General features: G+C 59.6%; 14 protein-coding genes and 1 pseudogene. 7 read left to right on the top strand and 8 right to left on the bottom strand.

What is annotated here, in order from left to right:
- The first annotated feature begins 23 nt into the window (after positions 1 to 23).
- Both NTD89_RS21425 and NTD89_RS21430 read left to right on the top strand, forming a co-directional pair.
- Entirely contained in the window at positions 24 to 668 is a 645-nt protein-coding gene (locus tag NTD89_RS21425; protein ID WP_262209569.1) for an HAD family hydrolase, read from the top strand.
- 45 nt (positions 669 to 713) lie between these two features.
- Positions 714 to 1,202 (top strand): Lrp/AsnC family transcriptional regulator, encoded by a 489-nt coding sequence (locus tag NTD89_RS21430; protein ID WP_010449292.1) that lies wholly within the window; start codon positions 714 to 716, stop codon positions 1,200 to 1,202.
- Between the two features lie 408 nt (positions 1,203 to 1,610).
- Here the strand turns inward: NTD89_RS21430 and NTD89_RS21435 are convergent.
- Positions 1,611 to 2,119, bottom strand: a pseudogene (locus NTD89_RS21435) (SDR family oxidoreductase); the annotation flags it as partial.
- On the opposite strand from NTD89_RS21435, the gene NTD89_RS21440 reads away from it, so the two are divergent.
- A complete protein-coding gene (locus tag NTD89_RS21440; RefSeq protein WP_262209573.1) occupies positions 2,061 to 2,438 on the top strand; it encodes a winged helix-turn-helix transcriptional regulator in 378 nt (125 codons plus the stop codon). The pseudogene NTD89_RS21435 and the gene NTD89_RS21440 overlap by 59 nt on opposite strands.
- Before the next feature lie 54 nt (positions 2,439 to 2,492).
- On the opposite strand, the gene deoC is transcribed toward NTD89_RS21440, so the two are convergent.
- Complete coding sequence (gene deoC / locus NTD89_RS21445; RefSeq protein ID WP_262209575.1) at positions 2,493 to 3,176, bottom strand: deoxyribose-phosphate aldolase; 684 nt, start codon at positions 3,174 to 3,176, stop codon at positions 2,493 to 2,495.
- 130 nt (positions 3,177 to 3,306) lie between these two features.
- Here deoC and deoR point away from each other — a divergent pair, with 130 nt between their 5' ends.
- A complete protein-coding gene (gene deoR / locus NTD89_RS21450; RefSeq protein WP_262209576.1) occupies positions 3,307 to 4,065 on the top strand; it encodes a DNA-binding transcriptional repressor DeoR in 759 nt (252 codons plus the stop codon).
- Here the strand turns inward: deoR and NTD89_RS21455 are convergent.
- The 3 genes from NTD89_RS21455 to rbsK are packed head-to-tail and all read right to left on the bottom strand — an operon-like array spanning position 4,062 to position 7,398.
- Positions 4,062 to 5,108, bottom strand: a complete 1,047-nt coding sequence (locus NTD89_RS21455) for an aldose 1-epimerase family protein (RefSeq protein ID WP_145160771.1) — start codon at positions 5,106 to 5,108, stop codon at positions 4,062 to 4,064. The genes deoR and NTD89_RS21455 overlap by 4 nt on opposite strands.
- The gene (fucP, locus tag NTD89_RS21460) at positions 5,105 to 6,436 is read right to left on the bottom strand and encodes an L-fucose:H+ symporter permease (RefSeq protein ID WP_262209581.1); all 1,332 of its coding nucleotides are present in this window, start codon (positions 6,434 to 6,436) and stop codon (positions 5,105 to 5,107) included. Before fucP ends, NTD89_RS21455 begins: the two co-directional genes overlap by 4 nt.
- Before the next feature lie 32 nt (positions 6,437 to 6,468).
- On the bottom strand, positions 6,469 to 7,398 hold the full coding sequence (gene rbsK, locus NTD89_RS21465) for a ribokinase (RefSeq protein ID WP_262209582.1): 930 nt from the start codon (positions 7,396 to 7,398) through the stop codon (positions 6,469 to 6,471).
- A 240-nt stretch (positions 7,399 to 7,638) separates the two neighbouring features.
- Between rbsK and NTD89_RS21470 the strand changes: the two genes are divergently transcribed.
- Positions 7,639 to 8,844: a multidrug effflux MFS transporter gene (locus NTD89_RS21470; RefSeq protein WP_262209585.1), complete on the top strand. Its 1,206-nt coding sequence runs from the start codon at positions 7,639 to 7,641 to the stop codon at positions 8,842 to 8,844.
- A 9-nt stretch (positions 8,845 to 8,853) separates the two neighbouring features.
- Here the strand turns inward: NTD89_RS21470 and NTD89_RS21475 are convergent, their stop codons facing one another.
- Positions 8,854 to 9,462, bottom strand: coding sequence for a LysE family translocator (locus tag NTD89_RS21475; RefSeq protein WP_262209588.1), 609 nt, complete (start codon positions 9,460 to 9,462; stop codon positions 8,854 to 8,856).
- A gap of 113 nt (positions 9,463 to 9,575) precedes the next feature.
- On the opposite strand from NTD89_RS21475, the gene NTD89_RS21480 reads away from it, so the two are divergent.
- Positions 9,576 to 10,487 (top strand): LysR substrate-binding domain-containing protein, encoded by a 912-nt coding sequence (locus NTD89_RS21480; protein ID WP_262209591.1) that lies wholly within the window; start codon positions 9,576 to 9,578, stop codon positions 10,485 to 10,487.
- Between the two features lie 95 nt (positions 10,488 to 10,582).
- Positions 10,583 to 11,440, top strand: a complete 858-nt coding sequence (locus tag NTD89_RS21485) for an SDR family oxidoreductase (protein ID WP_145160784.1) — start codon at positions 10,583 to 10,585, stop codon at positions 11,438 to 11,440.
- Positions 11,441 to 11,547: 107 nt separating this feature from the next.
- Here NTD89_RS21485 and xerC read toward each other — a convergent pair whose 3' ends face one another.
- Both xerC and NTD89_RS21495 read right to left on the bottom strand, forming a co-directional pair.
- Positions 11,548 to 12,462, bottom strand: a complete 915-nt coding sequence (xerC, locus tag NTD89_RS21490) for a tyrosine recombinase XerC (protein WP_262209596.1) — start codon at positions 12,460 to 12,462, stop codon at positions 11,548 to 11,550.
- 108 nt (positions 12,463 to 12,570) lie between these two features.
- On the bottom strand, positions 12,571 to 13,389 hold the full coding sequence (locus NTD89_RS21495) for a M949_RS01915 family surface polysaccharide biosynthesis protein (protein ID WP_242196605.1): 819 nt from the start codon (positions 13,387 to 13,389) through the stop codon (positions 12,571 to 12,573).
- Positions 13,390 to 13,751 lie beyond the last annotated feature (362 nt).

The raw sequence follows: 13,751 nt of genomic DNA on the forward strand, positions 1-13,751 counted from the left end.
CATCATTGGAGACTTGACCCCACATGGGACTGACAGATTATCGAGCGCTGCTGATCGATTGCGATGAAGTGCTGGTGGACCGCGACTCGGGTGTGTTGGCCGCCTTGCAACCGCTGCTCGACAGCCGTAGCGGGCGGCCGCCCAGGGAGCAGGTGCTGGCCGAGTACAACACGGTGGTCGCGAATCTCTACCCGCGCTTCGCCGAGTTGGGCTTCAGTGGCCTGCTGTGTTTTGCCCACCGCCAACTCGCCGAACGCTGGGGGCTCCACGCCAGTTGGGAGGAGGGCATGAGCTTTGCCCGCAGCGCCGGCAGTTGGGCGCTGTTCGAGGATGCACCGGGGGCTATGCTGTATTTGCGCAAGTTCTATCGGCTACTGGTGCGTGGCGACCGTGACGCAGAGGATCGTGGTGTGTTGTGTGAGCGGCTGGGTATTGCACCGGAAGATTTCATTTCCCTGGCCGATGACCTGCAATGGCTCAGCGAGCAAGCGGAGGATGTGCATCCCGTGCTGCATGTGACACGACCGTCGGTCGCGGCGCACGGGGGGCTGGACCGCTGTTTGATTGGCCGCCAGCTGCCCCGGCAGCCTTCGCGGTGCGCGGCGGATTACTGCATCAGCAGCATGGCGGATCTGGTGGCTCAGCATCAGCTGTCTTTACGGCGCTGATTTTGCTAGAAGATTGTCTTACAAACGGCAGTCAAGAGGTACGCAATGGAAGGGCAAGTGAAACTGGACCGGATCGATATCAGTATTCTGGTTGAACTGCAAAAGGACGGCCGGATGACCAATGTCAGTCTCGCCGACGCCGTGGGCTTGTCTGCCAGCCCGTGTTTGCAACGGGTCAAGCGGTTGGAGTCGGCGGGGTATATTTCCAGCTACAAGGCGCACTTGAACCTGGCCAAGATTACCGATTCGGTCACGGTGTTCACCGAGATCACCCTCAGCGACCATAAGCGCGAAGACTTCGCCAAGTTCGAATCCAATATCCGCCTGGTAGACGAAGTGCTCGAATGCCACCTGATCAGTGGTGGTTACGACTACCTGGTGCGCTTCATGACCCGCAGCATCCAGCATTACCAGGAAGTGGTGGAGAGCCTGCTGGACAAGAACATTGGTATCTCCAAGTATTTCAGCTATATCGTCATCAAGTCGCCCGTGCTCAAGGACGGCGTGCCCCTGCGCAAACTGCTGCGCCACTGAAGCCACCTCCAGCTTGCCAAGTCACCTGCACTGCCGATGAGGAGGCGGTGTGGGGATTGGCGTTGCACCTGACAGTCCACTAAAGCTGGGTGGTCTTGGGTTTCTAAATCAGGTGGTTTGAAGGTTTTCGCAAAACCGATCGACTGCATTTCGACTGAAGCCAATGAGCCGAAGCGCAACGCAGGCTTTCCAACTCATGAAGGGCTCGACCCTCGTTACGCATATTGTCCGCGGCCTTATCAAAGTCACAAGCTAACTAGCGTCGGACTGCGGCATAGGGGGCACGTCGACGCAGAGACTCACAAGGCATGACATATAATTTAACATAATATACATTATGCGTAATATCATGTTACATAATCAGGGGCAGTGCCCGTTAGATTTCAACGGGCAAAACCCCTATTGGCTTCAAACCTGAGCAAACCCTCCATCCACGAACATTTCACTGCCGGTCATGAAGCTGCTTTCATCCGATGCCAGAAATAACGCTGCAGCCGCAACTTCTTCTGCTGGCCGATGCGCCCCAGGGGAACCTGTGCAGTCATGCCGTCAATGATCGCATCCTTCTGACCAGTGCCTGACAACGCCAGGTCCAGGCCAGGCGTCGCGATCGGTCCGGGCGAAAGTACGTTGACGCGAATGCCGGTGCCTTTGAGGTCCAGCGCCCAGCTTCTGGCGAAATTACGCAGCGCGGCCTTAGTGGCGCTATATACGCTGAACGCTGGTGTGCCCATGGTGCCTGTGGTTGAACCCGTCAAGATTACCGAGCCTCCGGCGCCCATCAATGTCAAGGCCTTTTGCACGGTGAACAAGGTGCCTTTGACGTTGATGCCGAACGTACGGTCAAACGATTCCTCCGTGATCGATCCAATCGGCTGGAAATCCCCCAGGCCCGCATTGGCGAACAACACGTCAATATGGAAGCCGTTGGTTCTTTATCATCTGGCACAGAACGTTCACCGCTATGGTGAGCTACGGCGTGCGATCGGTGGCGTGACTGATAAGGTACTTATCCAGCAACTCAAGGAGCTGGAGCGTGATGAGATCATCGCGCGCGTCGACTATCAGGAAATCCCGCCGAAGGTTGAATACTCGCTGACGCCGTTCGGGCGCTCGCTGGCCACGGCACTGGGGGCGCTGTGTGTGTGGGGAACAGAACACATGGACGCGGTTGAACGCATCAGCGAGCGTCGAATGGCTGCCCTCGCCCGTCTTGAAAGTCGCCCCTCAATATAATTAAATCGCATAACTCAACTAAATATCTATTTATTTTAGTTATATTAAAAGCATTCAATAACCGCTCGCCGCCGTCGTTGCCCCACCGACTATCGCAATGCCCGAACTGCTGCCCAGGCGTGTGGCCCCTGCCTCAATCATCTTCACCGCCGTCGGATAATCACGCACGCCGCCGGATGCTTTTACGCCAACGCCGGCACCCACGGTTTTGCGCATCAGCGCCACGTCTTCTGCTGTCGCGCCGCTACGGCTGAACCCGGTGGACGTCTTGACGAAGGCCACACCCAGGTCCCTGCAGATTTCACACGCCTGGACTTTCTGTTCGTCGTTCAACAGGCAGGTTTCCAGGATGACCTTCAACGGCACGGCGCCGCAGGCCCTGTGGACGGCGGCAATGTCTTCACGCACCGCCTCGAGCAGCCCCTCTTTCAGCCAGCCAATATTGAGCACCATGTCGATCTCCCCTGCCCCGGCGGCAATCGCCCGTTCAGCTTCAAAGGCCTTGGTGTCGCTCAAGCCGGCGCCCAGTGGGAAGCCCACCACCGCACAGATCACCACGTTCTTGTCAGTCAGGCATGAGGCGGCGTAAGGCACTTGCGCGGAGTTAAGGCACACTGAATAAAAACCGTGCGCCATGGCCTCCTCGCACAAGGTGCGGATTTGCTCACGGGAGGCGTCGGGCGCCAGTAAGGTGTGATCGATGTACTTGGCCAATGCTGCGGGTTGAAGAGAGTTCATTTAACGTGCCCTTGCCTGTATGTTGCCAATGATCGTGGGACGCGGTTGTCACAATGCCCACATTTATACGTTACAATAATATCATTAAATGTTACTTATCTAACACCAACAATCAAGCCCTGGAATACGCGTGGACAGTAAAAAAGCCGAGCGACTCAAGCTTATCCAACAAGCTTTGCAGGACCAGAACGCCATCCACCTGCGGGAAATGGCTGCGCTGCTGGAAGTGTCCGAAATGACCCTGCGCCGCGACCTCAACCACTTCTCCGAGCATGTGCGCCTGTTGGGCGGCTACATCACCCGGGTCAGCAGCGAGGCCAGCGATTACCGCGTAGCCGACCAGGACACGCGCCACGTCGAAGAGAAACGCCGTATCGGCAAACTCGCTGCGCGGCTGATACAGCCCGGCGACACGGTGTTTTTCGACTGCGGCACCACCTCGCCCTTTGTCATTGATTTCATCCCCGATGAGTTGGAGTTCACCGCGGTGTGCAGCTCGTTGAACGTGCTGCTCAAGCTGCAGAACAAAGCCAACTGCCACATCGTGTTGTGCGGCGGTACCTTTCACCGCAAGAACCAGGTCTTTGAAAACAGCGCCGAGAGCAGCATCCTCGACAGCGTGCGCCTGACCTGGGCCTTCGTGACTGCCGCCGGCGTCAGCCAGGCGTTCGGCGTGACGTGCTTCAACTTCAATGAAGTCGAGGTCAAACAAAAGGTTCTGCGCCAGGCCCAGCAACGCGTGTTGCTGGCCGACTTCAGCAAGTTCGACACGGTGCGCACCGCTCACTTCGCCAACCTGGAAGACTTCCAGTACGTGGTCAGCGACAAGAAAATCCCCCGCGCCTATAAAGAAGTCATACAGGCCAGCGGCGCGCAGCTGCTGATCTAACCCAATAATGTCTGGCGTTCCTGCGCATTCAAGTAACCGGTGGTCACGCTGAACGAGGCGCTGGCCCCGGCCGCCAGGCAGCGCACGTGGCCTTTGGCTTTCTCGGCGTTATATCCTTCTGGTTCGCAGGTCGATGGCAGCACGAACGCCGCCACTTGCTGATCCGGCGTGTACAGAATCCAGCGTGCCGCGTGCGCGAATTGTTCGGGGCGGTAACGGGTGTAGAACGCCGTGCCCGCCGGATGATCCAGCAAAAAATGCGCGTAGCCGGTGGCATCTGTGCCCACGTCGTCGAAGAAAAACACGATTTCAGGGTCGTACAGCGCAGGCGTGTCGAGGCTGGCCAACTGGGTTGGATGCTCGGCCAGTTGCGCCATGTAGGCGCTCCAGTCCGGCGTCGGCTTGACGTGGTCCGGCACACTGGTGCGCAGCCGCAGGCGCTGCATGCCCAGTGGCTCGACGAATCGCGCGCCGTCGACGTATGCGTAGTTCATGTGGGCCATGTACATCAGGTCCATCGGCTTGCCGGCCAGGTTCGTCACGTCCATGTCGATATCGAACAAGGCTGAGTCGGCGCGCAGCGTCACACTCGGGCTCGCCCGGTAGCGATCGCCGAACCCCTTGGCGTATTGATACGAGCCGCCCAGGCGCACAAAGCCCTCGCCGAGTTCCAGCCAGGCCGTGTCCATGGGCGCGCAGGGCATTTCGCCGTGCAAGGCATGCGTGTCATCCGGCGCCGGGCAGCCATTGCGCAACAGGCCACTGTGAAACATGAAGCAGCCGTAAGTGTCGATGACCGTCGGGCTTGGCCGGGGCTCGTCGAACAAGTTGCGCATGGTCAGGTCGCAGCCGTCAAATACGGCCGACCAGATCATCTGCCCTTGATACGGCAACACGACCAGACGTCCACGGCTGTTCTCCATGCTCACCGCCAGCACGCCGGACGGATAAGTCCAGGCGCTGACCTTGAAATCCTCAGACTGCAAAAGCACCCTTTCCTGCTCGGCAAACACCGCCCGGTACAACGGGATACGCGTATTCATGAGGCCACCGCCGCGGCTGCATTTGAGGGCAACGCGCCCGGCTGGCGCAGGCATTTGACCGCGTACATCACAATCACGATAAAGCACAGCAGCGGCACGCTGTAGGCCAGCTGCATATTGCCACCGCTGGCGTCGGACAACAGGCCCTGGAAGATCGGAATTACCCCGCCGCCAACAATGCTCATCACCAGCAATGAACCGCCGACACCGGTGTCTTCACCCAGGCCATCAATGGTCAGGCCGTAAATGGTCGGCCAGCACGGACCGAGAAAAATACTCACGCCGACGGCGGCGTACACCGCGGAAATATTCGGCACCAGAATGGTGTAGGCCAGCAGCACAATGCACAGCACCCCGTAGATCGCCAAGACCTTGGCCGGGTGCAGACGCCGCATCAATAGATTGGCGATCAACTTGCCGACAAAGTAGGCGGCAAAGGTGGTCAGCAGAAACCATGAAGCGCTGCGCTCATTCATGCCGCCCATTTGCATGGCCAGGCGAATGGTGAAACTCCACACGCCCACCTGTGCACCCACATACAGAAATTGCGCCAGCACGCCAAAGGTAAACCGCGGGTTACGCCACAGCCGCCCCAGGCTTTTGCGCAAGCTGCCCGAGGTGTTGTCGACGGGTGCGTTGCCTTTGCAGGCCGGGAAACGGGTGATGGCGATCAGGATGAACATCAACACCAGCACGGCGATCATCCACTTGTAAGGCAACAGCGTGGACTGGATCATTTGCAACTGCTGCACCGCCGCATCGGTGGCACTCATCTGCTTGAGCTGTGCAGTGGTGGCATCGGTGTCCTTGAACATCACAAAGCTGCCCACGTAAACCCCGGCCATGGCGCCGAACGGGTGAAAGGTCTGCGAGATGTTCAAGCGCCGCGTCCCGGTTTCCCGTGGGCCCATCAACGTCGAGTAGGTATTGCACGCGGTTTCCAGGAACGACAGCCCGGCCGCGATCACAAACAGCGCCAGCAGGAACATGCCGTACTTGGCCGTCGACGCCGCCGGGAAAAACAGCAAACAGCCGAGCATGTACAGCGACAGGCCGATCAGGATCGTACTTTTGTAGCTCAGGCGGCGCACCACCATCGCTGCCGGAATCGCCACAAAAAAGTAGCCCAGGTAAAACGCCGATTGCACAAAGGCGGTCTGGAAATCGCTGAGCAAAAACGCTTTCTTGAAGTGTGCGATCAGCACGTCGTTCATGCTCGCCGCCGCGGCCCACAACGCGAAGATGCTGCACAGCAGAATAAACGCGAACCAGGGCGTGCGGTTCAGGTAGAACCCGTCGGGTGTCTGTTGCAGCGCAGGTTTGTTCATTATTGTTCTCCGGGCTGGATTAAGGAGCCGAGTTAGACGGCTTGGCGCTGTTGCTGGAAGCGCGTGAACGCTTCGCTGTCGGGATAGGAGGTCTGCGTACCCAGCGCCGTCACCGAGCACGCGGAATACGCCACGGCCTGCTCCATGGCATGGCGAATATCGCCGTCAAGGGTCCAGTGCTGAATGAAACACCCGATAAAGGCGTCGCCGGCACCGGTGGTGTCACGGGCGACAACCCGCTGGCCCGGCACCTGGAATGTGCCCTCCTCGCCTACGTACAACGCCCCCTGCTCGCCGAGCGTGACGATGACGTGGCGAATGCCGCTGGCCACCAGGGTTTGCGCGGCGACGCGGGCCGAGTCGGGTGAGTCGACGGTCAGGCCCGTGATCAGCGCCAGCTCCGACTCGTTAGGGATCAGAAAGTCCAGTTTTGCCAGGTAGTCGGCCTCCAGACCAGGCAGCGCCGGCGCGGGATTGAGCAGCACGGCAATGCCATGTCGGTGGGCGAATTCGATGGCGTAGTAGACCGTCTGCAGGTTGATCTCCAACTGCAACACAATCAGCGTGCAGTCACGCAAATCAGCCGCCGCCGCCTCGATGTCCGCCGGCGACAAATACGCATTGGCGCCTTTGACGATCAAGATGCTGTTATGGGAGTCGGCCCGTACAAAAATCGGCGCCACACCACTGGAAACGCCAGGCACCCGTTGCACATAACGGGTGTCGATGCCAAAGCGCTGGAAGTTGGCCAGGGTGTTGTCGGCAAACATGTCGTCGCCGACCTTGCTCAGCATCAACACATCGGCCCCAAGCTTGGCTGCCGCCACCGCCTGGTTGGCGCCCTTGCCGCCACACCCGAGGGCAAACCCCGGCGCTTCGAGGGTTTCGCCCTGCGCCGGCATGCGGTCGATGTAGGTAATCAGATCCACCATATTGCTGCCGATGACTGCGATCTTGCTCATTGCTCTTCCACCTTGTTGCAGCACGACCAGGCAGGTCGTGGCGCTTTTGTTTTGTTATTTAAATAACATTAAGTGTGAATATTCAATCTATTTTTCAGCGCAAAGATCAATGGTCAGCTCGAATGGGCCGTCGCGACAGGTTCACTGCCAAAAAATGTAGCGCCTGTGTAAACGCCACCTTGTAACCCCTCGGGCGGCTCTCTAAGCTGGCCGGTCTTTCGCCGTCACCCGGAACACCCCATGTCTCGAAGCATCGCCCACCTCGCCCTGTTGCTGGGGTTGATCACCGCCATCGGCCCCTTCGCCATCGACAGTTATTTGCCCGCCCTGCCCACCCTGGGTGCGAGCCTGCAGGCCTCGCCGGCGGCGGTGCAGATGAGCCTGACAGTGTTTTTCATGATCATCGGCGTGTGCCAGCTGTTCTACGGTCCGCTCAGCGATGTGTACGGGCGCAAGCCGCCGATTTACGCCGGCCTGGTGATTTTCGCCGTGGCCAGTGTCGGCTGTGCCCTGGCACCGAGCATCGAAGTACTGATTGGCTTTCGCGCCCTGCAAGCCTTCGGCGCGTGCGCCGGCATGGTCATCCCGCGGGCGATTGTTCGTGACCTGTACACCGGCCACGAAGCCGCGCGCCTGATGGCCTTGCTGATGCTGGTGATGAGCGTGTCGCCGATCCTGGCGCCGTTGGCCGGCAGCGTGGTGATTTCACTCTGGAGTTGGCGCGAAGTGTTTGCCGTACTGGCTGTGGTGTCCGTGCTGTGCCTGGTGATGACCATTGTGCAGTTGCCGGAAACCCACCCGGCCGAACGCCGATTGGGCAAGACCCTGGGCGACGCCATCGGCAGCTACGGCGCACTGCTGCGCGACCCGGTGTTTATCGGTTTGGCGGTAGTCAGCGGCTTCGGATTGGCCACCTTCTTTGTGTTTATCGGCAGCGCGCCGTTTGTGTACATCGAATATTTCGGCCTGACGCCGACGCAATTCAGCCTGTGCTTTGCGCTCAATGCCGCGTCGTTCTTCGCCATGAGCCAAATGACCGCACGCCTGAGCGCGCGCTTTGGTCTGGCGCCGGTGATTCGCTGGTCGGTCATGGCGGTGGCGGCGATCATGGTGCTGCTGGCCGCCACCACGCTGTGGGGCAATCACCTGGCGGTGATGATGACGCTGCTGTTTATCGGCTTCGGCTTTCTCGGCCTGCTGTTGCCAGCGGCCGGCGTGTTGTCCCTGGAAGACCATGGCGCCGTCGCGGGCTCCGCGTCAGCCCTGCTGGGCGCCATCCAGATGATCACCGCTGCCGTGTCCATGACCCTGATCGGGCTGTACGCCGACCATACGCCGGCACCGATGCTGATCGGCATCGCCCTCTGCGCAGTCGCGGCAATGCTGACCACCTGGTGGACACTGCGCCGTTTGCCCGCACATCTACAGCCTTCTCCACGAAGCTGATACGCCTCGTCATCCCAGCAGCCAACGCCCTGAATGCGCGATACCCATCAGGGCCACAGCCAGCAGCACCAGGCACGCCACGCGATTGATACCCACGCGGTATTTGAGCGCGAACGCCTGGCGCGCGAGGGCGATGTACCCCGCCAGCACCATAAAGTCGATAAGCACCCACAGCCCGGTCAACCACGCCACGCTGGCGCTGAAAGAGTCAGCCACGTGGATGAATTGAGGGAAAAAAGCAACGAAGAAAATGATGTCCTTGGGGTTGGAAATCCCCACCACAAACCCCGTGCTGACACCGCCGCTCGCGCGGCGGGCCTGGGTACCTTGACCAGGTGGATAACGCAGCCCCTGGACCGCCAGGTACAAGATGAACAGGCAGCCCAGAAAGCTGATCGCGCTCAGCACGCCTGGACTGACGGAAAAACTCCCCGACAAAATCAGTACCGCCACCAGGGCCAGGATCAGCGATGCCAGGTTGGTGCCCGCGGCCGTCAACAGCGCGCGCCGGCTTCCGGATTGCAGGCTGGTATTGATGATCAGCGCCACCACCGGCCCGGGCGTGACGATCAGGGCCAACACACTGAAGACGTAAATCAGAAGTAACGAGCTATTCATCGCGCTAAAACGCCTCGTGAGGTAAGGCGTGCGAGCTTGCGCCAGGCCGCGCGCGTTGAAAAACGTAAAAGCCTGTGCCCTACTATGAGTATTAATCACAATGAATGACGCCCATGGCCGAACGCCTTCCACCGCTGTATGCCCTGCGCGCCTTTGAAGTGGCGGCCCGCACGTCTTCGTTTACACGCGCGGCGCAAACCCTGTCATTGACTCAAAGTGCGGTTAGCCGCCATATCAAAACGCTCGAGAGCCTCCTCGATTGCCGCTTGTTCGAACGCCATGGGCCTCGACTGAAACTCACCGTTGCGGGCGAACGGCTCGCGCAGGAACTCAAGGTCGGCTTTCGCATCATCGAGCAAGCGTGCGCGCCCTTCCGCGCAGGCACTGGCGATTTACGTTTAAAGGCCCCATCGACGCTGACCATGCGCTGGCTGCTGCACACGCTGGACCTCCTCAAGCTCAGCGCGCCTGAACTGACGATACAGCTGGCCAGTGTCTGGATGGATTTCGACAGTGTGGATTTTTACGCAGAGCCTTACGACTGCGCGATTTTGCTCGGCAACGGTCAGTTCGGCGCCGATGTGCACGCACACAAATTGTTTGATGAATGGTTGATCCCCATTTGCGCGCCCGGCTGGGTTGGCACTGACCTGGCCGAGGCCGAACTGATCCACCCCACTGCCGATCGCCGAGACTGGCGACGCTGGCTGGCCGCCCAGCCGTCTGACGCGCGTATCGACTTGGACCGTGGCAAGGTCTTCGATACGCTCGACCAGGCGATCTCGGCGGCCATGCGCGGCCATGGTGTCTCGATCGGCGACCTGCACCTGGTGGCCAACGATGTGCGCGACGGCCTGATCAGGCTGCCCTGTGCAGCGGCCGTCGCCTCGGGCGATGGCTACTATCTGGTCTGGCCCAGGGAGAGCCGCCACTCACCCAAGTTGCGTGAACTGTACGAGTGCCTGACCGCGCTCGTTCCAACCCTGGAGCTGCCAGGCCTTGAGTTCTTGCCTGCGGCTGGCTGAAACCATTCGTCGGGCTCGGCCGACATTCACTACAACTATCGCCGCCGGCAAAACTACTAACTCCATAGCACCCTTAAAGACCTATGGAGACTGAGATGACTGACTACCCTCGCCCACCCTTCGCCCCACAAGCCCAATCCGTACCCGGCTCCCAGAAAAAAATGGACCCGTACCCCGACTGCGGCGAGAAGAGCTACAAGGGCTCGGGCCGGCTGGCCAACAAAATCGCGCTGATCACCGGTGCCGACAGCGGCATTGGCCGCGCAGTCGCCATTGCGTTTGCCCGTGAAGGCGCCGATGTGGCCATCGCTTACCTGGACGAGCATGAGGACGCCAGGGAGACCGCACGCTGGGTTGAAGAAGCGGGCCGCCAATGCCTGCTGCTGCCCGGCGATATTGCGCAAAAGGCCACGTGCCAGGCGCTGGTCGACAAGACCGTCGAGCAGTTCGGGCGCATTGATGTCCTGGTGAATAACGCCGCGTTCCAGATGACCCATGAAACCCTGGAAGAGATCGAAGACGAGGAATGGGTACGCACCTTCGATATCAACATCACCGCGATGTTTCGCATCTGCAAGGCCGCCCTGCCGCACATGAAAGCCGGCAGTTCGATCATCAATACCAGTTCGGTCAATTCCGACATGCCCAAGCCGACGCTGCTGGCCTATGCCGCCACCAAGAGCGCCATCGCCAACTTCACCGGCGGCCTGGCGCAATTGCTGGGTGACAAAGGCATCCGCGTCAACAGCGTGGCGCCGGGCCCGATCTGGACACCGCTGATCGTGTCGACCATGACTGACAAAGACGTGCAGAGCTTTGGCAGCGAAACCCCGCTGGGTCGCCCCGGCCAGCCGGTAGAGGTGGCGCCGATCTATGTGTTGCTGGCCTCGGATGAAGCCAGCTATATCTCCGGTTCACGCTACGCGGTCACCGGCGGCAAGCCAATCCTTTAAACCCCCAAGTAAAGAAGGGGGCTTGTTCCCGATAGCGGAGGGTCAGTCAGAGAGTCGCTGACCCTGCGTCTTCGGGAGCAAGCCCCCTCTCGCATTTTTGGCTGAAGTTATAAATCAAACCGGTCCACGGCCCGCCGCCGTTCATTGTCGTCGCGTACGTCGTAGCTGGCGGTAGTCTGGATATTGCTGTGATGCGCGAGTTTCTGCGCAATTGACAGGTCATGTTCCTCAATCACCCGGGTGATGAACGAACGCCTGAAGTCATGCGGCATGATTTTCACGCCAACCTGTTCGCCGCGTTGACGGGCGATGTAATAAATCGCGTGTTTGGTAATGCGCTCACGGGTGATATGGCTGCCCCGGCGAATGCGGTTGAACAGGAACGTATCGTCCTGCTCGCCGTCCTTGAGCTGCTCGCGACGAAAGTCCAGCCAGGCTGTCAGCTTTTCAAATGCCCAGGCGGGCGCGTACTTGATCAATGCCTTGTTGCCTTTGCCGGTCACGCACAGGCTGCGTTCTTGGAAGTTGATCTGCGTCAGGTCGAGGTTCACCGACTCCGACTTGCGCATGCCCGACCCATACAAAATGCCGATCACCGCCGCATCCCGCAGGCCCTGTGGGCGTGGGTCGGCGGCGCAGACTTCCATCAGTTCGCGGATCAGGCTGCGGCGCAAATTGCGCCCCTGGCCCAGTCGGGTACCGGGGGCCGCCTTGACCGAGCGCATCTTGAGCAGGTGATCCTGGCTGATCAGGCTCATGCGCCAGGCTTCGTTCATCACCCCACGCACGGCATTCACATACAGCGAAGAGGTGTTGGGCGCGTAGCCGTCCTCGCGCAGTGCGGCGACCAGGGCAATCACGTGTTCAGGCTGCAGCAGGTGCCAGTCAATGTCTTCGAGGTTGATGTCTTCGAAGCCCAGGCGGTCAGCGGCGTCCTGCAACACATAACGCATGGTCAGCTGGCTGGAGGGCGCCAGGCGGGTGAGATAAAGGGTCAGCGGGTTGCAGATAGACTCATTCAAGGGAGATCAGCCTTTGGATTAAATACCTCGATCAAGCCATTGTTTAATCGAGGTATTTAGTGAATTGGCGAGGGCCGAGTCTAGCGCAGGACCGGCCCTGGCACAAAATCACGGGGCCGTTTCGTCATCCCCGGTAGGGTCGTCGGGCTGAGGCTGGGTCTGGGATTGACTCCACTCGGTGTCCTGCTTCTGCATGAGCGCGAACCAATGCTGGCGCATGAACGCCAGGTAGCTGTCCGGCGCCTTGGCAAAGTCCTTTTCATCGCCATAGCAGCCCGGCAGAGGTAACTCGGTGCCCTGCTCCTTGTACTGACTGACCAGCGCCTGTTGCGCCGCCACGCTGCAATCCTTGGGCAGCGGCATGCCCCGCAAGGCGCCGGCTTCCTCGTCCCACCAGCTCGCGCCAACGCGATCGACGCCGCGCAGGCGGTACTTCTGGGATTTGCCGACGTGCATGATCAGCTTGAATTCGTTCGGGCTGACATCGCTGGTGCAGGTACGCGAATAGCCCACAGTGGCCTGGGTGATGCCGTCGCCGGTGAGGTCGGTGACTTTGGTGGCGGCCATGTCAAAACGCAGCGCGGCGTCGAACTGGCAATGCTGCACATCGTCGTAAAGCATCCACACGCGCTTGGGATGATCGCCAGCGAGCAGGTACTGGGCCGCGTAGACGAACGCCGACTGGGTGCCATCGTCATCGCGTTCGCTGACCTGCTCGGCGAGCACCAGCAGGTTCTTGCCCTGGCTGTCGTCCCAGGTGTAGGCCGCGACCTGTTTGCCGCGCACTTCGACGCCTTCGGGCACCTGATCGACCGAGGTGAGCGCCACGCCATCGTCGGCGCGTACGGTTGTGACGCAGGCCACAGCCATCAACAATCCCATCAACGCGGGCCGCAATTGGCCGCGTAAAAGCTGCACGCTATTCATCCGAGTACCCTGGCAAGAGATGGCTTACTTTACCGGCACTTGAGGGGCAATGCAGAGAAGTTTGTTGAATAAAACAGGCGGCACACTGCAAGCTGCAAAAAACGCCGCGGTTTTACCTGTTCAAGGTATCCCCTGGCGCCTCAGTTAGTTAGCTGAACCCTAGCTGTCTACCTGTCAAATAAACGAGTTTTTCATCCGCCTTTCATATTCGTTCAACATTTTTCCGCTTAATCTTGGCCCCAGGACTTGAGAACGAGGCGCGTGTTATCGAACTAACTTGTTGATTACGCTTTACCTTTGAGACATTTCGTCTTTACTACGCTTGCCCATGGAAGAAATTATTGCCAGTCTCAGGAAGGTCG

Origin of the sequence: Pseudomonas sp. 14P_5.3_Bac1, from assembly GCF_025466135.1 — a bacterium.
In the GTDB taxonomy this organism is placed as follows: Bacteria; Pseudomonadota; Gammaproteobacteria; order Pseudomonadales; family Pseudomonadaceae; genus Aquipseudomonas.